General features: G+C 69.0%; 19 protein-coding genes. 13 read left to right on the top strand and 6 right to left on the bottom strand.

The genetic code is table 11. The annotated features are described in order from the left end of the window. Positions 1-30: 30 nt before the first annotated feature. Together V3W47_RS04115 and V3W47_RS04110 are read right to left on the bottom strand one after the other, a co-directional pair. The gene (locus V3W47_RS04115; protein WP_331823905.1) at positions 31-1,158 is read right to left on the bottom strand and encodes a low temperature requirement protein A; all 1,128 of its coding nucleotides are present in this window, start codon (positions 1,156-1,158) and stop codon (positions 31-33) included. A 24-nt stretch (positions 1,159-1,182) separates the two neighbouring features. Further along, on the bottom strand, positions 1,183-2,154 hold the full coding sequence (locus V3W47_RS04110; RefSeq protein WP_331823904.1) for an AraC family transcriptional regulator: 972 nt from the start codon (positions 2,152-2,154) through the stop codon (positions 1,183-1,185). A 293-nt stretch (positions 2,155-2,447) separates the two neighbouring features. Between V3W47_RS04110 and V3W47_RS04105 the strand changes: the two genes are divergently transcribed. The 8 genes from V3W47_RS04105 to V3W47_RS04070 all read left to right on the top strand — a co-directional run bounded on the left by V3W47_RS04105 (position 2,448) and on the right by V3W47_RS04070 (position 9,966). After that, positions 2,448-3,440 (top strand): aldo/keto reductase, encoded by a 993-nt coding sequence (locus V3W47_RS04105; RefSeq protein ID WP_331823903.1) that lies wholly within the window; start codon positions 2,448-2,450, stop codon positions 3,438-3,440. 189 nt (positions 3,441-3,629) lie between these two features. Then, a complete protein-coding gene (locus tag V3W47_RS04100; protein ID WP_331823902.1) occupies positions 3,630-3,992 on the top strand; it encodes a nuclear transport factor 2 family protein in 363 nt (120 codons plus the stop codon). Between the two features lie 69 nt (positions 3,993-4,061). Continuing rightward, the gene (locus tag V3W47_RS04095; protein WP_331823901.1) at positions 4,062-5,213 is read left to right on the top strand and encodes an aldo/keto reductase; all 1,152 of its coding nucleotides are present in this window, start codon (positions 4,062-4,064) and stop codon (positions 5,211-5,213) included. An 87-nt stretch (positions 5,214-5,300) separates the two neighbouring features. Then, complete coding sequence (locus V3W47_RS04090) at positions 5,301-6,185, top strand: FAD:protein FMN transferase (RefSeq protein ID WP_331823900.1); 885 nt, start codon at positions 5,301-5,303, stop codon at positions 6,183-6,185. Between the two features lie 20 nt (positions 6,186-6,205). After that, positions 6,206-6,637, top strand: a complete 432-nt coding sequence (locus V3W47_RS04085) for a hypothetical protein (protein WP_331823899.1) — start codon at positions 6,206-6,208, stop codon at positions 6,635-6,637. Between the two features lie 62 nt (positions 6,638-6,699). After that, positions 6,700-7,809, top strand: a complete 1,110-nt coding sequence (locus tag V3W47_RS04080) for an alpha/beta hydrolase family protein (protein ID WP_331823898.1) — start codon at positions 6,700-6,702, stop codon at positions 7,807-7,809. A gap of 136 nt (positions 7,810-7,945) precedes the next feature. After that, on the top strand, positions 7,946-8,869 hold the full coding sequence (locus tag V3W47_RS04075; protein ID WP_331823897.1) for an aldo/keto reductase: 924 nt from the start codon (positions 7,946-7,948) through the stop codon (positions 8,867-8,869). Positions 8,870-9,570: 701 nt separating this feature from the next. After that, positions 9,571-9,966, top strand: a complete 396-nt coding sequence (locus tag V3W47_RS04070) for a WCX domain-containing protein (protein WP_331823896.1) — start codon at positions 9,571-9,573, stop codon at positions 9,964-9,966. A gap of 173 nt (positions 9,967-10,139) precedes the next feature. Here V3W47_RS04070 and V3W47_RS04065 read toward each other — a convergent pair whose 3' ends face one another. Next, a complete protein-coding gene (locus V3W47_RS04065; protein WP_331823895.1) occupies positions 10,140-10,325 on the bottom strand; it encodes a hypothetical protein in 186 nt (61 codons plus the stop codon). Between the two features lie 178 nt (positions 10,326-10,503). Here V3W47_RS04065 and V3W47_RS04060 point away from each other — a divergent pair, with 178 nt between their 5' ends. Then, on the top strand, positions 10,504-11,205 hold the full coding sequence (locus tag V3W47_RS04060) for a DUF1990 family protein (protein ID WP_331823894.1): 702 nt from the start codon (positions 10,504-10,506) through the stop codon (positions 11,203-11,205). A 383-nt stretch (positions 11,206-11,588) separates the two neighbouring features. On the opposite strand, the gene V3W47_RS04055 is transcribed toward V3W47_RS04060, so the two are convergent. From V3W47_RS04055 to V3W47_RS04045, 3 genes are all read right to left on the bottom strand, one after another. Beyond that, complete coding sequence (locus V3W47_RS04055) at positions 11,589-12,716, bottom strand: DmpA family aminopeptidase (protein ID WP_331823893.1); 1,128 nt, start codon at positions 12,714-12,716, stop codon at positions 11,589-11,591. Positions 12,717-12,905: 189 nt separating this feature from the next. Further along, a complete protein-coding gene (locus V3W47_RS04050) occupies positions 12,906-13,148 on the bottom strand; it encodes a hypothetical protein (protein WP_331823892.1) in 243 nt (80 codons plus the stop codon). A 111-nt stretch (positions 13,149-13,259) separates the two neighbouring features. Beyond that, positions 13,260-14,825 carry a glycosyltransferase gene (locus V3W47_RS04045; protein ID WP_331823891.1) on the bottom strand — a complete coding sequence of 522 codons (1,566 nt, stop codon included), beginning with the start codon at positions 14,823-14,825 and terminating at the stop codon, positions 13,260-13,262. 345 nt (positions 14,826-15,170) lie between these two features. Here V3W47_RS04045 and V3W47_RS04040 point away from each other — a divergent pair, with 345 nt between their 5' ends. From V3W47_RS04040 to V3W47_RS04025, 4 genes are all read left to right on the top strand, one after another. Continuing rightward, positions 15,171-17,012 carry a glycosyltransferase gene (locus V3W47_RS04040; protein ID WP_331823890.1) on the top strand — a complete coding sequence of 614 codons (1,842 nt, stop codon included), beginning with the start codon at positions 15,171-15,173 and terminating at the stop codon, positions 17,010-17,012. 343 nt (positions 17,013-17,355) lie between these two features. After that, positions 17,356-18,093, top strand: coding sequence for an endonuclease/exonuclease/phosphatase family protein (locus V3W47_RS04035; protein ID WP_331823889.1), 738 nt, complete (start codon positions 17,356-17,358; stop codon positions 18,091-18,093). Further along, positions 18,090-18,755 carry a beta-phosphoglucomutase family hydrolase gene (locus V3W47_RS04030; RefSeq protein WP_331823888.1) on the top strand — a complete coding sequence of 222 codons (666 nt, stop codon included), beginning with the start codon at positions 18,090-18,092 and terminating at the stop codon, positions 18,753-18,755. The genes V3W47_RS04035 and V3W47_RS04030 overlap by 4 nt, the downstream gene beginning before the upstream one ends. A gap of 138 nt (positions 18,756-18,893) precedes the next feature. Continuing rightward, positions 18,894-19,883, top strand: a complete 990-nt coding sequence (locus tag V3W47_RS04025) for an alpha/beta fold hydrolase (RefSeq protein WP_331823887.1) — start codon at positions 18,894-18,896, stop codon at positions 19,881-19,883. Positions 19,884-19,930: the final 47 nt, after the last annotated feature.

Below are 19,930 nucleotides of genomic sequence, written 5' to 3'. Positions count from 1 at the left end.
CCGTTCAGCTCAACGCCCGCACCACGGTCGTCACGGCCCTTCCAGCAGCGCCAGGGCCACCAGAACGGCCCCAGCCAGCGTCAACGACACGAACGGCGGTGCCGTCAGGGTCAGGAGTCCGGCGACGATCAGCACCGCGCACGCGTCCAGGTGGCTCCGGTAGATCCGCCGGTCCAGAAACCACAGGTACAGCGCCAGCTCCAGCCTGACGAGCACCGGCCCGCCGAACAGCAGCAGGGTCAGCGCGGGCGAGGGCGGACCCCAGGGATGGGCGATGATCCGCTCGTTGGCGACCGCGAGGGCGATCAAGCCCACGACGATCAGGACCTGCGTGTTCGTCGCCAGACGGCCCATCCGCAGGGGGTCCCGCGTCTCCCCCAGGTGCCGCAACGTCAGGGTGTGCGTCCGCCCGAACAGCACCGCCCACAGCGCCACCGTCCCCGCCAGGGCCGCCGTGCCCGCTGTCACCGTCAGCGCCGTCATGGGCACCTCGGCGATGGCCGTGCCCGTGGTCAGGACCGTTTCCCCCAGGGAGATCAGCAGGAAGAGGCGATTGCGTTCCAGCATGTGCTCGGCGTCGAACGCGAGCCGCTCGGTGTTCAGCCTCCGGCCTGGGACGGGATGCCCCAGCCACCCGCCGATCAGGTCCAGCAGGGCGGCGGCGGCCCACCACCCCAGCCTCGCCTCCGGGTCCACCAGACCGCCCACCACCCAGAGCGGCGCGATGGCAACCATCCAGAGCGAGGTGCGCCGGAAGTGCTCCCGGAACAGGGCGGTCGGTGGCCTCCACATCATCCAGAAGCTGCGCCCCAGTTGGCCCACGACGAGGGGGAGGACGAAGGCCCACACCCCCGCGCCAAACGCCCCCGGAATCGCCGCGTTCATGAACAGGCCCAGCCACATGACGGCCAGCAGCAGGCCACGGGCATCCGGCCTGCCCACGCCCAGCATGGCGGCGTCCCAACTGGTGGTGGACCACGTGCGGTATACCGCCAGCAGCAGGACCAACGTCTCGGTGGCCCCCCGCCAGGACAGGTTCTCCAGCAGGTGATGCGAGAGCTGGGACACCGCGAAGACGAAGACCAGATCGAAGAACAGTTCGAGGGGCGTGACCTCGAACCTCCGGGCGGCCCCCAGCGGCGAGCGGGCCTGGGTCACTGTCTCATCCCGGTTCAGCGCCGCTCAGTTCAGCGCCGCCGGGGCCTGACCCTGCGCCCGCAGGAGGGCGATGTCCCTGGCCGGGGCATTGCCGAACAGCCGCCCGTACTCCCGGATGAACTGGGACGCGCTGGTGTAGCCCACCTGACGGCTGACCGTCGTCACATCCAGCATGGCCGTGAGCATCAGCCGCCGCGCTTCCCGCAGCCGCAGGGCCTTCTGGAATTGCAGGGGACTCATGTTCGTGACCGCCTTGAAGTGCCCGTGGAACGACGACGGACTCATGTGGACCATCTCCGCCAGCGCCTCGACGTTCATGGGCTGGTCGAAGTGGGCGCGCACCCAGTCCACCGCCCGCGCCACGCGCTGCACGTGCGACTCGCCCTGCCCGATCTGCGCGACCCGGCCCCCCATCGGCCCGCGCAGCAGCCGGATCAGCAGTTCGTCCACCACCAGCGGGGCCAGCAGTTCCGCGTCCCGCTCGTCGTGCAGGAGGGTCAGGAGCCGGGTGGCGGCCTGCACGATCTCGGTGGTGGACTCCCCGACGCCGATGCCACGGGTGTCCTTCAGGGGCGGCAGGCCGTACGGGAAGACCCGGTGGGCCAGCTCGGCGACCCGGTGCGGGTTCAGCTCGACGGTCACGCCCAGGTACGGCTCGGCGTGGCTCGCCCGGATGATCTGGGCCGCCACGGGCAGCTCCAGGGAGGACAGCAGCATCACCGACTCGTTGTATTCATACACTTCCGACCCGAGAAACACCCGCTTGGCCCCCCGCGCCACGATGCACACCGACGGGCGGTACACGCCATGCACGAGTTGATCGTTCAGGCGCGACCCACGCACGGCGGAGATGCCCGGAAGCCGCAGCTCGTGACGCCCGTCGAACGGGGCGTATTGCCCGAGCATCCGGGCCAGCGCGGACAGGTCGGCCTCGGTCGGCCCGGCGGGGGGCGGGGTGACGTGGACGACTGGCTGGTGATCGGCGGGATTCGTCATGAGGTGCCTCCGCGAAGGGCGAAAACTTCCAGTCCTGACCGGGCGACGTTTCACCGCTGGAGTGACGGTGACGCCGAAAGTCTCCTCAGAAGATCGTACCCACTCGCCGCCCCTGAGACCTGCCCGATCCTTCAGAGTTGTCGCCTATTCCTGCGAATGCTTCGGGGGGAGGTATGGAGGATCGGGTGACAAGTTTGCAGGAACAGGCAGCCTTTCGTCCGGGCGGAGATGGAAACTGACCTCACTCCGCAGAGGAGCAGGCAGAGGATGAGGGTCCCTGCCGGGGAGGGAACATGCAGCAACGTGAACTTGGAACCAGTGGTCTGGAGGTCTCCGCCCTCGGCTACGGCACGATGGGCCTGGATGCCGTCTACGGCTCGGGGGCCAGCCGCCAGGACGCCACCCGTGTCCTCCATGCCGCCGTCGAGCGGGGCGTGACCCTGTTCGATACCGCCGAGGCGTACGGTCCCTTCACGAACGAGGAACTGGTCGGCGAGGCGCTGGCCCCGTACCGCGACCGGGTGGTGATCGCCACCAAGTTCGGCTTCGGCATCAACGCGGACGGCAGCCGCTACGGGCTGGACAGCCGCCCCGAGCACATCCGGCAGGTCGTGGACGCGATGCTCACCCGCCTGAAGACCGACACCATCGACCTGCTCTACCAGCACCGTGTCGATCCCAACGTGCCCATCGAGGACGTGGCGGGCACGGTGAAGGCGCTGATTCAGGAGGGCAAAGTCAAGCACTTCGGGCTGTCCGAGGCGAGCGCGCAGACGATCCGGCGGGCGCACGCGGTCCAGCCGGTCGCCGCCGTGCAGAGCGAATACTCGCTGTGGACGCGGGACGTGGAGCACAACGGCGTCCTGGCCGCCTGCGAGGAACTCGGCATCGGCTTCGTGCCCTTCAGCCCGCTTGGGGCGGGCTTCCTCACGGGCAAGATCGACGCCCAGACGAAGCTCGACCCCACCGACTTCCGCGCCGTCTCCCCGCGCTTCACGCCGGAGGCCCGCGAGGCGAATGGGGGCGTGGTGGACCTCCTGACCCGCATCGCGGGCGAGAAGGGGGCAACTCCGGCCCAGGTCGCGCTCGCGTGGCTGCTGGCGCAGAAGCCCTGGATCGTGCCCATTCCGGGAACGAAGAAGGTGGAGCGCCTGGAAGAGAACCTGGGGGCGGCGGACGTGCAACTCACCCCGGACGACCTGCGCGAGATCGAGGAGGCGGCCTCGAAGATCACGGTGCAGGGTGCCCGCCTCCCCGAGGGCGTGCTGGAGCTGACGAACCGCTGAGCGCCCGCGTCGTGGCGGCTGCGGGCCGTGCTCCTCCCGAGCTGACGCGCCGCCGAAGGTTGTGGAGGAGAACCCCATGCAGAACAACCAGAACGCAACACGGAGGTCAGCCCGGCCATCCGTCACCCCGAAGAACGACGGAGAGATGCCGCTTCCGACAGAGGCCCGTCGCCCGGCGGCGCGCAGGCCATGAAAGAAGAAGTCGTTCGGCTCTCCGGGGAGAAGTGGCGCTGGATGTCGGAGCGCGACGTGGATTCCCTCGCCGCTCTCTTCCATGAGGAGGCCGTCTTTGTCCACATGGGCGCAACCCTGTCCAGAAGTCAGGAACTCGATGTCATCAGAAGTGGAGACATTCAATACAGGGACGTGGAGGTTCGGAAAACGTCGGTGCGGCTCATCGGCACGACGGCCATCCTCCTGAACACGATTCGTCTGGTCGCCGTCGTCGGTGGCAATGAGGTCGTCAATCCCTTCGTGGTGACGGAAGTGTATGTGCGGCAGGGAGATACCTGGAAGTTGGCCTCGCTCTCGTTCACCAGGACCCTGAGTTAGTTCTCTGTGGCGGAAATTGGGCTGCTCTGTTTGAAGCTCCCAAGAATCCAATGACAAGGACGTGCAGATATGGCAGCAGAACGTAAAGAGAGAATCGGACGGCGCTCCTTCCTGGCGTCGGTGGGGGGCCTCGCCGCCGCGTCCATGCTGGGAGGCTTCGGGGCGACCAGAGCGCAGGGCACAGGTTCGACCAGGCCAGCCGCCGCCGCTATCGGACGCCGGAGGCTGGGCGCGCTGGAGGTCTCCAGTGTCGGACTCGGCGTCCAGAACATGAGCCGCAAGTACGACACGACGACGCCGAACCGCCCGGAGATGATCAGCCTCATCCGTGGGGCCTACGACCGTGGCGTTCGGTTCTTCGATACGGCGGAGGCGTATGGCCCGTTCGAGTGCGAGCGCATCCTCGGCGAGGCGATGGCACCCTTCCGCGATGAGGTCGTCATCACGTCGAAGTTCGGCTGGAACATCGACCCGGAGACCGGGGAGCGGCGCATGGGACTCAACAGCCGCCCCGAGCACATCAGGCGCGCCGTCGAGGGGTCCCTTCAGCGCCTCCGCACCGACCGCATCGACCTGCTCTACCAGCACCGGGTCGATCCCCAGGTGCCCATCGAGGACGTGGCCGGAGCGGTCAAGGAGTTGATGGACCGGGGCATGGTGCGGCACTGGGGCCTCTCGGAGATGGGGCTGGGCACGCTGCGCCGGGCGCACGCCGCGCTGCCGCTCGCCGCCGTCCAGAACGAATACTCGATGTTCTGGCGTGGACCCGAGCGGGACGTGATCCCGGCGTGTGAGGCGCTTGGCATCGGCTTCGTCCCGTGGAGTCCGCTCGGTCAGCAGTTCCTGACGGGCTGGATCGACGCGAACACGCGCTTCGCGCCCGCCGACCTTCGCGCCGTCTCGTCGCGCTTCTCGCCGGAGAACCTGCCCCACAACCTGCAACTCGTCGCGCTGCTCAGGCGCTGGGCCGAACGGAAGCGGGCCACTCCCGCCCAGATCGCGCTCGCGTGGCTGATGGCGCAAAAACCCTGGATCGTGCCCATTCCGGGAACGACGGTGATGGCGCACATGGTCGAGAACACCGGCGCGGCGGGCGTGCGCTTCACGCCGGGCGAACTCGCCGAGCTGAATGCGGCGGTCCGGGCCATCGAGGTCCGGGGGCAGCGTCTACCGGACGGGGTGCTGGTTCTCTCGGGCGTGGAGGCACCGCCGAGGCGGTGAGGGGGGCAAACCGGGAGAACATGACGCGGACATGTGACCTGAACGGAGCGGGCCGGAAGGTTCCGCGTGCATGAGTACCCCCGACCCATGTCCAGCTTCACGTTCGAGGCCACCGGCACCCGCTGGGAAATCGAGACTCCGGGGCCGCTGGACCGGCAGGTGCAGGAGCGCATAGTGGAGCGAACCCGGCACTTCGACGCCACCTACTCGCGGTTCCGCCCGGACTCCCTGGTGTCCCGGATTGCCACCGCCCCGGAGGGTGGGCGTTTCGACTTCCCCGACGATGCCCCCGCCTTATTCGGCCTCTACGACCGGCTTCATGCCGTGACCGGAGGGGCCGTGGACCCCCTCGTGGGCCGTGACCTCGAACTGCTCGGGTACGACCGGACGTACTCGCTCACTCCCGCCCCTGACCGTGCTCAGGCTGAGGCACACGCTCGGGGGAGAGCGAACTGGTCGCAGGACGTTCTCCGGGACGGTTCGTCGGTGATCACGCGGCGTCCCCTCGTGATCGATATTGGGGCGGCGGGAAAGGGCTACCTCGTGGACCTGCTCGCCAAGACTCTGCACGAAGCGGGATTCACCGAGTTCGTGGTGGATGGCAGCGGGGACCTGCGTCATGCGGGGGCGTCCGTCCTCCCGGTCGGGCTGGAGCACCCGTTCGACCCTGGGATGGTGATCGGCGTGGCGAACCTGCGGGGCCGCGCCCTGTGCGCCTCGGCGGTCAACCGGCGGGCCTGGGGCGACGGGCTGCACCACGTCCTCGACGCCCGGACAGGCCTCCCGGTGCGGGACGTGGTGGCGACGTGGGTAGTGGCCGACGAGGCCGCGACCGCCGACGGACTGGCGACCGCACTCTTCTTCACCGGGGCGGACCGTCTGGCGGAACACTTCGACTTCTCGTGCGTGCGGCTGTTCTGGGATGGTCGGGCCGAGGTCTCCGAAAACTTCGACGGCGAGGTGTTCACGTGAAGACATGGCAGGAAGCAACGATGACGACCCAAAGAAAGAGGCTCAGGGCGACCGCCGTCCTCTCCGCCGCGCTCGTGGTGGCGGGAGGCTGGACCGGAGTGATTGCGGCGCAACCTCCCTCAAGTCCGTCCGACACGAGACTGGCGTTGAGGCAGACTGCCCGCTACGCCGACGGCACGTACACGGCGCGGGGCTGGTATGGCTCTCTCCCCTCCTCCATCACCGTGACGGTCACGCTGGCGCGGGGCGTGATCACCAGGGCCAGCGTCAGGACGCACGCGACCGACCCGACCTCCCTCGACTATCAACGCCGCTTCGCCGCCGCCGTGCCCAGGGTCGTGGTGGGGAGACCCGTCGGTGAGGTGAGAGTAGGCCGCCTCGCCGGGTCCAGCGGAACGCCCGTCGGGTTCAACGACGCCCTGGAGAAGATCAGGGAGCAGGCCTCGAACTGAAGCAGGCAGAAGCGTCCCGCCCGGTCTCCACACCAGCCACGCGACTTTCAAGGAGAAGACTCATGACCACCCCCATACGACCCGCCGCGTCCGTCCTGACCGCCGCCCTGTCCCTCGCCGCCCTCACGTCCTCCCCGACCGCCTCCGGTCAGGAACTCGGCGCGGTGCAGGCCCCCTCCTCGCCGCTGATCCTGCGGAGTCGCGGGAGCTTTCTCGTCGGTGGGGAGAACGTGACGCAGACGCCCACCCAGCTCTCGTACTTCACGCCCCAGCCCCCGCCCGCCGGAACCCGCGTGACCGTCAACCAGATGTACGTGGAGTACATGGTGCCGATGCTCCAACGCGGCGCACCCGTCGTCATGATTCACGGGGCCACCCTCAGCGGCAAGTCCTACGACACCACCCCCGATGGCCGCATGGGTTGGTTCGAATACTTCGTCCGCAGAGGTCATCCCACCTATGTTCCCGATCAGGTCTCACGCGGGCGCTCGGGCTTCGACATCTCCACCTACAACGATGTCCGCGCCGGGGTGAAGCCGGTGAGTGCCCTGCCCAACTTCTGGCGCTTCGGGGACGAGCTGGTGTGGACGCAGTTCCGCTTCGGTCCCACCTTCGGCACGGCCTTCCCCGACGAGCAGTTCCCGGTCGAGGCCGTGGGTGAGCTGTCACGGCAGGCCATCCCCGACCTGAACTACGTGCTGCCCAGCCCGAATCCCAACATCGCGGCCACGGCGAGGCTGGCGACGCAACTGAACGGTGCCGTGCTGATGGGACACTCGCAATCCGGCACCCTCCCACTGGACGCGGCGCTGGCCGATCCGACGGGAATCCGGGCAATGGTCCTGCTGGAGCCGGGTGGGTGCCGGTCCACCCAGTTCACGGACACGCAGATCGCGGCGCTGGCGAAGATTCCGATCCTGGCCGTGTTCGGCGACCATCTCGACGCGGTGACGGGAACGGTGGTCAACTGGCAGAACCAGTTCAACGACTGCAACGCTTTTCTCGCGCGGGTCCGGGCGGCGGGCGGCGTGGCGGAGATGCTGCACCCGCCGACGCTGGGCATCCGGGGCAACAGCCATATGATCATGATGGACAGGAACAACCTCCAGATCGCCGACCTGATCCTGACCTGGATTGGCCGCAATACGCGGGCCGGCAATCAGCCGCGCTGATCTCCCTGCGTTGCTGGCGTGACGACGGGCGGCTCTGGACCTCGCCCGTCATCAGGCCGACGGACCTGCACCGGAACAACGAAGGAGCGATATGCAGCAGCGTTTGCTTGGCAACAGTGGCCTGGAGGTCTCGGCCATGGGCCTGGGTTGTATGCGGATGAGCTACGGCGACCGCCCGACGGAGGGGCAGGAGATGATCACTTTCCTGCATCAGGCCGTGGAGCGCGGCGTCACCTTCTTCGACACGGCGGAGGTCTACGGCCCCTTCACCAACGAGGAGCTGGTCGGCGAGGCGCTCTCTCCCTACCGGGGGCAGGTCGTCATCGCCACCAAGTTCGGCTTCGACCCCGGCCCTGACGGCAGACCCTCCCCGCAGAACGGCACGAACAGCCGCCCCGAACGCATCCGGCAGGTGGCGGAGGAGTCCCTGAAGCGCCTGCGGGTGGACGCCCTCGACCTCTTCTACCAACACCGCCCAGACCCCCAGGTTCCTATCGAGGACGTGGCGGGCACGGTGGGGGACCTGATCCGGGAGGGCAAGGTCAGACACTTCGGCCTTTCGGAGTCGGACGCGGACACCATCCGCCGCGCCCACGCCGTCCAGCCTGTGGCGGCCATTCAGAGCGAGTATTCGATCTGGTGGCGTGCGCCGGAGGAGAACGGCGTGCTGGCGGCCTGCGAGAACCTCGGCATCGGCTTCGTGCCCTACAGCCCGCTGGGACGGGGCTACCTGACGGGCACCATCGACCAGAACACGACCTTCGACGCGTCGGACATCCGCAGCCGCAACCCTCGTTTCACGCCGGAGGCGATTCAGGCCAACCAGGGCGTCGTTGATCTGCTGGCCCGGATCGGGAGGGAGAAGAGCGCAACACCCGCCCAGATCGCCCTCGCGTGGCTGCTGGCCCGGAAGCCGTGGATCGTGCCCATTCCGGGCAGTCGGAAGCTCGAACGGCTGGACGAGAACAACGGTGCGGTGGACATCTCGCTCACCGGGGATGACCTGCGCGACATCGACGAGGCCATGTCGGGGATCACGGTGCTGGGAGATCGGTACTAGACGATGCGGTCGTTCGCCTCCCAAACAGTCGAATGATGGGGGAAATCGACCGAACGCCCGGTTGAAGCCCGAACAGGAGTGGTGGGAAGGTGGGCAGCCCGAGCAGCGAGCCGCCCACCTCCACCTTGCCGTCGTCGTGTCGGGGGGCGGGCGTGGCAAGCTCGCACACGTCCACGCCGGTCTCTCTGATCGTGGTCCCCCGTTTCGTCGGTGGGAGAAAGGCACTCCATCAACTCCACACAAGGCCGCTCTCTGTCACCGTGACTCGCTCCGCTCTGGCCTGACAGACTGCGACTCGATCAGGTCGGCGGCGTCCTCGGCATCCATCAGGTTCAAGCCTCCGCCCACCCGAAGGCAGGTGACAACGCAGTCTGTCTTTTTTCCGCGCAGCACATAAGTCCGGCCTGAGCTTGCGCGCCCCCTGCCCTCGCTCTGCCAGCTTGTGTCCGTCTCTGTTACGAGGACTCCCCGCGATTTCACGACCTTGAGGTTGATCATACCCGGCTCATAAAACCATCACGCGTGTGCGGTTCTCAGCGGTGCGAGACAGTGGCGCGACAGGCCCCTGAAACAGTAGAGACATGTCACACGCACAGCCTCACAGAGCCGAGCTTCTCTCTTCTCAGGAAGACACTGGGCCGCAGACTGCTCGACAGCGGTGGGAGTTCGGCGGTCATCGGCCCTCCCGGCTCTCCACCGGAGTGGACGGCGAGGGTGGTCGCGCGGGGACCGGGCCGGGCACCTTCGATCCCGGCGGCTTCCTGCGCCCGGTGCGGGGAGGTGGGGGGGACGGTTCGGCGAGGACGGTTCACCTGCGTTTCCGGCATGATGCCGCCCGCCGCATCCTGCTGGCGGGGCACATCGGGCTGAGCGAGCCGTACCTCAACCCCGACGGCACCATCGACACGACGGTGGACGCGCCTGCGGACGCGGACGGCCTGCCGCGCGGGTTGCTGCCCTGGCTGCTGGGCTGGGGGCCGCGTGTGCAGGTGCTGGGTCCGCCCGAGGTGCGCCAACTCTGGCAGCGGGAAGTGCGCGCCGCCGCCGAGGCCGCCGAGGTGGAACCCCTCCGCTTCCCCGAGGGCGGGGCGGCGTGACTCTCCCCGTTGGGAGAGAAGTTCAGCCGCCGGAGTGGCCGTGCCCCCGACGTTTCAGCCGTCTTCGGGGGCGGCTGTGGATTGAAACCTCAAGCTCGACCTCAGCCATGCGCGCGACATCTGTGTCTCAGGGCGGCTGGCAATCAAAACCCTACTTTCCCCCGGCCCGGCCCTCACCCGCCCGTCTTGTCCTCCAGGGGCGTGCCGTCCTCGTCCAGCTCGTCGTCCAGGTCGTCGATGCCACCGCTCGCCTCGCCCATCGTCGTCTGATTCGTGCCGACCGTCCCGAGATCGTCGTCGCTGACCTCGCGGTACTCCTCCGTCACCCCGGCGGGCAGGTCCCTGCCGTCGTCCGTCATATCTTCTCCTTTCAGAGTTACGAGAGCTAAAACTTCCCGGAGCTTACGGGCCGGGGCGGCAGCGCCCATTTCGGCCCGATGAACGGACGTTGACCTCCGCCCGTCCGTGCCCGCCTGTCTCTGGGCTGGATGAATCCCCCGTGCGCCGCCGCCCCCGTGAGGCCGCTATCGTGCCCGCGTGTCCACGCCGCCGCGTTCCCCCCTCCGCACCACGCTGCGCCTGCTGGCGCTGCCCGCCCTCGCCCTCACCGCCTACGTCGTCAGGGGGCCGTCCGACCCGCTGCGTCCGTCCACCCCGGAGGACGGCGTGGGGCCGCTCACCCGCCGCCGCTACTGGGTGGAGGTCGAGGGGGCCACGCGCACCCCCGAGGAGATCGCGGCGCACTGGCGCGACCACCTGCCCGACCACGCCCCGAAGTGGCTCGCGTGGTTCCGGGGGCTGGACCGCCCCGTGCCCCCGGTGCGGCGGGGCGACCGGCTGTGGATTCGGATGCTCGTCATCCGCCGGGGCCGCGTGGTCATCGAGCATGTGGACCCCCTGGGCTTCCGGGCGCGCACGCTGCGGCTGCACCCCGACGCGGGCACCTCGGACTTCCGCGTCTATCCGGGCGAGGAGCCGGGGCGGATGGTCCTCCAGATCGAGTCGCTGCTGCGGACGAACTCGCACTTCGACCGCCTCGCCTACATCTTCGGGGTCCACGCGGCCCAGCGGCGCAACTGGGAGCTGACCCTGACGAGCGTCGCCCGGTACAGCGGAGGGCGGATGGTCAACCGGGGCCACGAGTCGCTGGAGATGCCAAGCCTCGCGCACTCCTACGACCTCCCCGAGATGCCCGACGTGCCCGTGGGGGCGAGCACCGAGACCGCCGAGCACGCCTAGAAAGCGACCACACGAGGACGCGGGGCTGTTTCTTTTGCCCCTCCCCCTTGAACGCTTGATGTGAGTTGCGGATCGGGCAGGAGGAGTGTTTTTGCCGTTTCAAAGAAGGGCGAGCGTGGCCCGCCACCCCCCTCCCCAACCCTCCCCCACAAGGAGGGAGGGAGCAAAAGAGCTAAAGCTTGGGCTTTCTAGCTCCTCCCCCTTGAGGGGGGAGGCTGGGAGGGGGTGAGCGGGCAGAGCGTCCCAGGAGAAGAGACGAGCAACTTCCCGTATTCATCCGGTGGAACGTCTGTGGGAGCCGTTGATCATTTGCTTTCCACCTGGAGGGAAAAGGGCTTCGAGGTCGAAAGGGTTGAACCCGTGCAGAACGCCGTCCTTCCCAATCACCCTCCCAATTCCACGGTCAGTTCCCGAACCGCCGTTCGCAGGAGGTCGGGCGTCAGGGCGTGGGCCGTTCGACCGTCCGCGCCCGTGAGGGTCCGCGCACCCAGTAAGGCATTGAGAACCGCCTCCTCGGTGGCGTCGGCGGCGGCGTGGAACAGGAGGTTGAGGAGGTCGTTGCTCACCATCCGCAGGGGCACGGTCCCGAACTGGCGGCGGGCGTAGTCGGCGACGGGCAGGCCCTCGTTGCCGGTGGCGAAGCACACGAAGAAGTCGCCGCTGCTGTCGTCGCACCCTCCCCCGGTGCGCGAGAGGCCCACCCCCGCGCGCCGGGCGAGGCGCTCACACTGGCCGGGCAGCAGCGGGGCGTCGGTGGCGAGGATCACGACGATGGAGCCGCTGCCGGGGGTGAGGGCCGTCCAGGGGGTCGGCACGCGGGCCTCGGTCAGGACGCGCCCCACGGGGAGGCCTAGCACGCGCAGGTCCGTCCGTCGCCCGTGGTTGGCCTGCACGAGGACGCCCACGGTGTACCTCTCCTCCCCCATGTCCACCACCCGGCTGCTCGTGCCGATGCCGCCCTTGAAGCCGTGGCAGATCATCCCGGTGCCGCCGCCCACGTTGCCCTCGGGGACGGGACCGTTCGTCGCCGTCTCCAGGGCGGCCCAGACGTGTTCCTCCCGGACGTGGCCGCCCCAGATGTCGTTCAACGTCCCGTCGAAGGTCTCCCCCACCACCGGCATACACCAGTAGGTCCCCGCGTCCGTGCGCTGCCTGCCCTCCCACGCGATCATGGCGTCGCGCACGGTGCCGAGGGCGTGGGTGTTCGTCAGGGCGAGCGGCGTGGCGAGGGTTCCGGCCTCACGCAGCCACTCGGCCCCGGTGAGGTCGCCGTTGCCGTTGTGACGCACCACCCCGGCGAAACAGGGCTGCTCGCGGGTCAGGCCGGGGCGCGGATGGACCACCGTAACGCCCGTCCGCACCGGCCCACGTCCGGGCACGAGCGGCCCCTCGCCTGAAATCAGCGTGGTGTGCCCGACCCTCACCCCCATCACGTCGGTAATTGCGTTCAGCGGCCCGGTGGGCAGGGGGCCGAACAGGACCGGGGGCAGCCCCACGTCGCGCAGTCGCATGGGGCCAGCTTAGGCGGCGGGCGGGGTGGTCCTCAAATGGGGAGGAGCACACCGGCCCAGTCCACCCTTTCTGTTTCAGAAGTCAGGCCGAGTTGCGTGGCGGGACGATGAGGAAGAGTTTTTGGCCGGTGGGGGGTGGCAAGCCCCGCCTGCCCATCGGAGGAGACGCCGAAACCCTTCTCTACCCCCTCACAACGACACCTCCCCCCGTCTCCGCGCGATCACCTGTCTGAAGAACGCCACCAGGTCATCCGCGTGCGTGTCGAAGGCGAAGAGGTGGCGGGCGGCACGGGCGTTGGCGGTCATCTGCTCCAGCCGCGCCCGGTCCCGGAGTTGCGCGGCGAGGCTCTCGAAGTCGCGGTAGAAGAGGCCGAAGTCGTGCTCCACCGCGAGGGTCTGCATGGCGACGAGGGAGGCGCGGTTGTCGCGCATGATCCACGGCAGGCCCGCCGCCGCGTAGGTGCCGAGGCGAGCGGGGAGGTTCAGGTCGTCCCAGTGCGCTTTTCTGAGATCGCCCCCGTTGTGGCTGGTGAACTGCTGTACCTAGCCCGCGTCGTAGCGGGAGAGTTCGCGCACCCAGTCCTCCGGCTCGACGGTCGGGTGGAGGTGGAGATACCCGCTCTCCAGCCCCGCGCGGGTCCAGTTGGGGAACCACTCGTGGAAGTGCGTGCCGTAGAAGTGGACGTGGACGCCGTGGCGGGCGAGTTCGGACAGGGGTTCGAGGCCAAGCGGGCGGCCCGCGCAGACGGTGTGAATCTCGCCGTCCGCGTGCGAGAGCTTGGGTGCCCAGTCGTCCGTGAACCAGTCGAGCTTCGGGAGGTCGCCGTCGAGGATGTACGTCCGGCTCTCGTCCAGCCGCCCGCCGAGCGCGAGGCGGAACCACTCGCGGTTCTCGGGGCTGATGAACACCTGGCCGTCGCTCCCCCGCAGGAGGCGGACGAGGGTGGGCCACAGGCCCTTCTCGTGGCAGATGAAGGGACCTTCCTTGAAGTGGAAGACGAGGGGAATGCCCAGCCGCGCGTCGAGGACCCGCTCAATGAGGGGGAGGGCGTGCCAGTTCAGCCCCGCGTAGATCACGTCGGGCCGCAGGGCGCGCACCCGGTCGGCCCAATGGTCGTCCAGCGGCACGTCCTCAATATGGCCGAAGGGGAAGGGGCCGGTGGCGTCCCACGTTTCCGGCTCCGGCAGCCACAGGCCGCTGAGGCGGTGGCCGCGTTCCTCCAGCGCGAGCACCCGCTCCGGGTTGAAGCCCAGCGAGCCGACGAGGAGGATGTGAAGGCTTTCCGACTTGGGCGGAGGCGGGGGCCGCTCGAAGCGTCCGTACCGCGCCCGCTCGTCCACGCGCATTCCCCGGCTGGGCTGGAAGTTCAGGTATTCGCCCCGCCCGATGCCGTGGTAGGCCCGGTAGCGCGATAGTCCGCCCGGCACCCCGGCGATGATGCGGTGACGCTGATCCGGATGGCTCACCCACTCGCAGGTGGTGGCCCCGGCATAGGCGAAGCGTGCCCCCGCCGCGAGCAGCCCACGCCAGAAGTCGGCCTCCAGCGTGTCCGAGACCCGCTCAGTGCGCTCCGGCCAGCGGGGCACCCGTTCCGAGCGGCGGTGCATGACCTGCACGAGCGCGAGCACGTTGCCGCTCGTGGGTTGTGCCCGCGTGTCGGGCGGCAGGCCGAGGAAGTCCGCCTCATGCCCGACCGCCCCCTCGCCGCGCAGGGTGGGTCCCTCGTGGTGGTACGCCCAGCGCACGCCCCCGTAGGCGAGGTCCACGTCAGGCTTGGCCTCCACCACGCCGACCAACCGTTCCAGATGCTCCGGGTAATACACGTCGTCCGAGGGGAGGTAGGCGAGGAAGCGGCCCCGCGCGAGAGCTGTGGCATGGTTGAGGGCCGCACCGAGACCGACATTGCGCGCCAGCCGGGTGTATGAGGTGCGCGGGTCAGATAGGAAAGGCCGGACGACCTCTGCCGTGTCGTCGGGCGAGCCGTCGTCCACGATGACCAGTTCCCAATCGGTGAAGGTCTGGGCGAGGAGGCTTTCCACGGCGCGCGGGAGGAAATTGGCCTGCCTGAAGGTCGGCATGAGCACCGAGACGAGGGGCACGGGGGACATCAGGCCGCATGGTGGCACGCCCGCAACGGGGCGGAGCGCGCATGTGGGAAGGCGCAAGTTTTGGCTCAGCTTGAGCTTTGTCGTCGTGGGACGGTATGACCTAGCGGGGCGGTGCCGTCCTCGTCAAGCCGCCCAGCGAACGGCCCCACGAAGAGAGCTGTTGCTCTCTTGGAATGCCAGGCCCGTTCACCCCCTCCCAACCTCCCCCCTCAAGGGGGAGGAGCAAAAGAAACTGCTGCCTCTCCCCCTGTTCCGCTGGCGGCTGAAAGCTGGCCGCCCATCCCTGATCAGGAGCCACGCGATGCCAAGACCTCCCCTCTCCCCTCCCCCGCCGGGGCCGCGCGCATGAGCCAGCCCTCCGGCCCACGCGTGTCCGTCCTGATGCCTACCTACGGGCAGGCGAGCTTTCTCCCCCGCGCGGTCGAGAGCCTGCTCGCCCAGACCCTTCCCGACTGGGAACTCATCGTGGTGGACGACGGCTCGCTCGATCAAACCGCAGAGGTTGTCCGGCCCTACCTCACCGACTCGCGCATCACCTATCACCGTCTGGAACGCAACGTCGGTCTCGGTGCGGCCCTCAACCACGCGCTCGACCACGCTCAGGCACCGCTCGTCGCCTACCTCCCGTCCGACGACGTGTACTACCGGGACCACCTCGCGGGGCTGGTCGGGGCGCTCTCCGCCCACCCGGAGGCACCACTCGCCTCCTCCGGGGTCCGGCACCACTACAACAAGGTGGCGTCGGGGCAGGTGGAGGGTCACTCGCTCCAACTCGTCCAAGTGATGCACCGACGCACGGGCGACCGCTGGCTGACGCGGGACGAACTCACGACCGACGACTTGGAGCGGATGTATTGGCACCACTTCAGACGGCGCGGCGAGTGGGTGGGGACGGGCGAGGTCACGTGCGAGTGGGTGGACCATCCGCACCAGCGGCACAAGGTCATCCGCGAGCCGGAGGGTGGCATCAACCCCTACCGGGTGCGCTACGGGGTGCGGGAGCCGCTGCGCTTCCACGCGACGACCGGGCATCTCGTGGACGAGGTGGAACGCTACCGCACCTACAGGGAACGCCCGCCCACGCCGCCTGCCCCGGACGGCCTGAAAATCCTCCTCGTGGGCGAACTCGCCTACAACCCGGAGCGGGTGCTGGCCCTCGCCGAGCGCGGACACCGCCTGTATGGGCTGTGGACGGACAGGCCCATGTGGTTCAACTGGGTCGGTCCCCTTCCCTTCGGGCACGTGCAGGACGTGCCGCGCGAAAACTGGCAGGCGGCAGTGCGGGAGATCAGGCCGGACGTGATCTATGGGCTGCTGAACTGGCAGGCCGTGTCCTTCGTCCACCACGTTCAGAGCGGGAATCCCGGCATTCCCTTCGTGTGGCATTTCAAGGAGGGGCCGTTCATCTGTCTGGAGAAGGGCCTGTGGCGCGAACTCGTGGAGCTGTACGAGCGGGCGGACGGGCGCATCTACTCCAGCCCGGAGATGCGGGACTGGTTCTTCGAGGTCGCCCCCCGCCTCTCCACGGGCCGCCCGGACCTCGTGCTCGACGGCGACCTGCCGAGGCGGGAGAGCGTGCGCGGGGAGCGGTCGCCCCGGCTGTCGGATCAGGACGGCGAGATTCATACCGTCGTCCCCGGTCGCCCCATCGGCCTGCACCCGGAGACGGTGGCGGAGCTGGCGGCGCAGAGGATTCACCTGCACTTCTACGGCGAGTTCATGCACGGGCAATGGCGCGGCTGGATCGAGCGGGCGGGGGGGCTGGCGGGCCGCTTCCTCCACCTCCACCCCAACGTGGATCAGGCGGGCTGGGTGGAGGAGTTCTCGCGCTACGACGCGGGCTGGCTCCACTTCTTCGGCTCGGGGAACGGGGGCGAGCTGCGGCGGGCGAACTGGGACGACCTCAACCTCCCCGCGCGGGTGGGCACCTACGCGGCGGCGGGACTGCCCATGCTGCAACGCGACAACTCCGGGCACATCGTCGCCACGCAGACGCTCGCGCGGGAGAAGAACCTCGGGCTTCTCTTCAAGGACATGCACGACCTCGGCGCGCAGTTGCAGGACCGGGAGCGCCTGAGCCACCTGCGCGAGCATGTGTGGGAGACGCGTGACGAGTTCACCTTCGACCATCACGCCGACCGCCTGATTGCCTTCTTCCGGGAGGTGATCGGGGGCGGGCGGGCTTGAGGACGGGAGGTGGCCTCGGCGGCACGACCTCTTCCCCCACCCCGCGCCTTCCCCGTGACGGAAGATCGAGCAGGGCAGCGAGTTCCCGGCGCTCCTCCCTCCTGCGGGGAGACGTGAAGGTGCGGATGACGAGGAGGACGCTACAACACAACGAGGCGACGGCGCTCCAGAACGGCCAGTTCCAAGCACCCCAATGCTCCGCCAACGTTCCAGGTTGAAGCCAGAGATTATACGCGCAGAAGAAGAGAGCGAAGAGGTCCTGCCCGTAGATTTTCAAGAGGCGGGCCACAAGCAATTTTAGCCTCGGCCCGTGTCCTTCCCAATCCCCCACAGGAGACCCCCCATGACCACCCTCCTCACCCTCAACATCCAGAGCTATGCCGACAAGCACGGGGATTGGGTCGACCGCCGCCCCCTCATCGAACGCGCCATCGCCGAGGCACAGCCGGACATCGTGGCGCTTCAGGCCGTGTCGCTCGATTCAGCGCGGCACCCGGACGACCAGGCGACGCAACTTGCGTACAGTCTGGGCGGCTACCGGGCCGTCTTCGTACCCGCCACCACGCACGGGGACGGGCGGCAGGACGGGCTGGCCTTCCTGTCGCGGGGGCCGCTGCCGGACGTGCAGCCCTTCGCACTCAGCCTGCGAGACGGGCTGGAGGACACCGCTCAGCGGGTGATGCTGTGTGCGCGCTTCGACCTCCCGGACGGGCCGCTGGACGTATTCAACGCTCACTTCTCCTGGGTGGCCGAGCAGCAGGGCGACAACGTGACGGAGGCGCTGTGGGCCTTGAGCGCATCTTCGGGAGCGGCGGCGCTCGTGGGTGACTTCAACATGCAGCCGGACAACCCTCACCTCGTCCGGCTGCGGGAGGCGGGCTGGACGGACGCCTGGGCGGGCCTGCGCGGGCAGGAGGACGGCTTCACTTTCGTGGAGCGTCAGGAGCCGAGCATCCGCATCGACTACGTGTGGACGCGGGGGCTGGCGGCGCGGGACATTCATGTGGTGCTCGCGGAGGGTGAGGGCACGCGGCGGGCCTCCGACCACGCCGGGCTGCTCGCGCGGCTGGAGCGGGCGTGACGGGGACGGGCGTCATCTTCGATCTGGACGGCGTGCTGACCGACACGGTGGAACTGCACTACCGCTCGTGGGTGCGGCTGGCGCGGGGGGAGGGCCGGGACTTCACGCGTGAGGCCAACGAGCCGCTGCGGGGCCGCTCACGCGAGGACGCGCTGGACCTGTGGCTGGCGGCGCTGGGGCTGGACGTGAAGGCACAGTCGCCGGAGCAGCGGGCCGACCTCCTGCGGCGCAAGAACGCCTATTTTCTGGAGGAACTGGCCGGACTCGGGCCGAGCGACCTCCTCCCCGGCGTGTCCGACCTGCTGCACGAGGCGCGGGGGCGGGGCGTGCCGCTGGGGCTGGCCTCCTCCAGCCGCAACGCCCGGCGGGTGTGCGACGGATTGGGCATCACGGGGATGTTCGACGCCTTCGCGGACGGGGCGAGCGTCGTCCACGCCAAGCCCGCGCCCGACCTCTTCCTGTGGGTGGCGGGGCGACTGGGGCTGCATCCCGCCCGCTGCGTCGTGTTCGAGGACGCCGAGGCGGGCGTGCGGGCGGCCCTCGCGGGCGGCTTCAGGGTGGTCGGGCTGGGCGATGAGGTGCGGGTGGCGGGCGCGCATCATATCCGGCCCGACCTGAGCGGGGCGCGGATGGAGGAGTTCATGGGGTTGGTGGAGGGTTAGGATGGCGGACCCCAGCCCTCGCCCTCCGCTTCCGGCGTCCGCTCCGCTCCACCCATGTTCCCCCAGAATTGCTCCACGCTTCCCTCAGAAAGTCGGGGGGAAGCGGCACCCTCCGCGCGATTTCCCGTAGGCTCGGACATGACCTCGACCCGCACCGCGCCGCGCCGCGCCGTTCAGCTCGCCGCCCTGCCGCTGGCCGCGTGGGCAGGCTGGAGTCTGTACAGCCGCCTGCGCGTGCCCCATAGCCTGACGCCCCCGCCCGCCCTCGACGCCGAACGGCGAACGCTCGACGGACGCGCGGGGCCGCTCAACGTCTACGTGGCGGGTTCGGGCGCGCCCCTGCTCCTGATCCACAGCGTCAATGCCGCCGCAAGCGCCTCTGAGGTCCGGCCCCTGTTCGAGCACTACCGCGCCTCGCGGCGGGTGTATGCCCTCGACCTCCCCGGCTTCGGCTTCTCGGCCCGCACCGACCGCGAGTACCGCCCGCGCCTGATGACCGACGCCATCCACGACGTTCTGGACGAGATCGCGCTGGAACACGGGGGACCCGTGGACGCCCTCGCCCTCTCGCTGGGCGGGGAGTTCCTGGCCCGCGCCGCCACCGAGCGCCAGGGCGACTTCCGCTCGGTCGCCCTCGTCACACCCACCGGCTTCGGCAGGAGCGAGCAGTTCTACGGCGGGTCGGGGAGCACCCGTGGCCGTCCGGGCGTCAAGCGTGCGCTGGAATACCCGCTCTGGGCGCAACCCTTCTACGACGCGCTGGCGAGCGCACCGAGCCTGCGCTTCTTCCTCGCCCAGACCTTCGGCTCCCTGGGAGCGGTGGACGAGGGGTTGTTGCGCTACACCTACCCGACCTCACACGTTCCCGGTACCCGGCACGCGCCGTTCGCCTTCATCGCCGGGCTGCTGTTCAGCGCGGACATCGACCGGGTGTACGAGGCCCTGACGGTGCCCGTGTGGCTGGCGTACGGGGAGCGAGACCGCTTCACGGACTTCGGGGACCTGAGCAACGTGGAGAGCAGGGCCAACTGGAGCTTCGGGCGGTTTGGCACGGGTGCCCTGATCTACTTCGAGCAGCCTGGGAACTTTATCGCCGCCTACGACGCCTTCCTCGCCGGGACGGGGTGAGCGGCACTCCCTCGCCCCGGTGGGGAGACCACGATGGTTCTCCCGGA

The organism is Deinococcus sp. YIM 134068 (assembly GCF_036543075.1).
Classification (GTDB): Bacteria; Deinococcota; Deinococci; order Deinococcales; family Deinococcaceae; genus Deinococcus; species Deinococcus lichenicola.
This window is presented reverse-complemented; position numbering and strand designations above follow the sequence as displayed.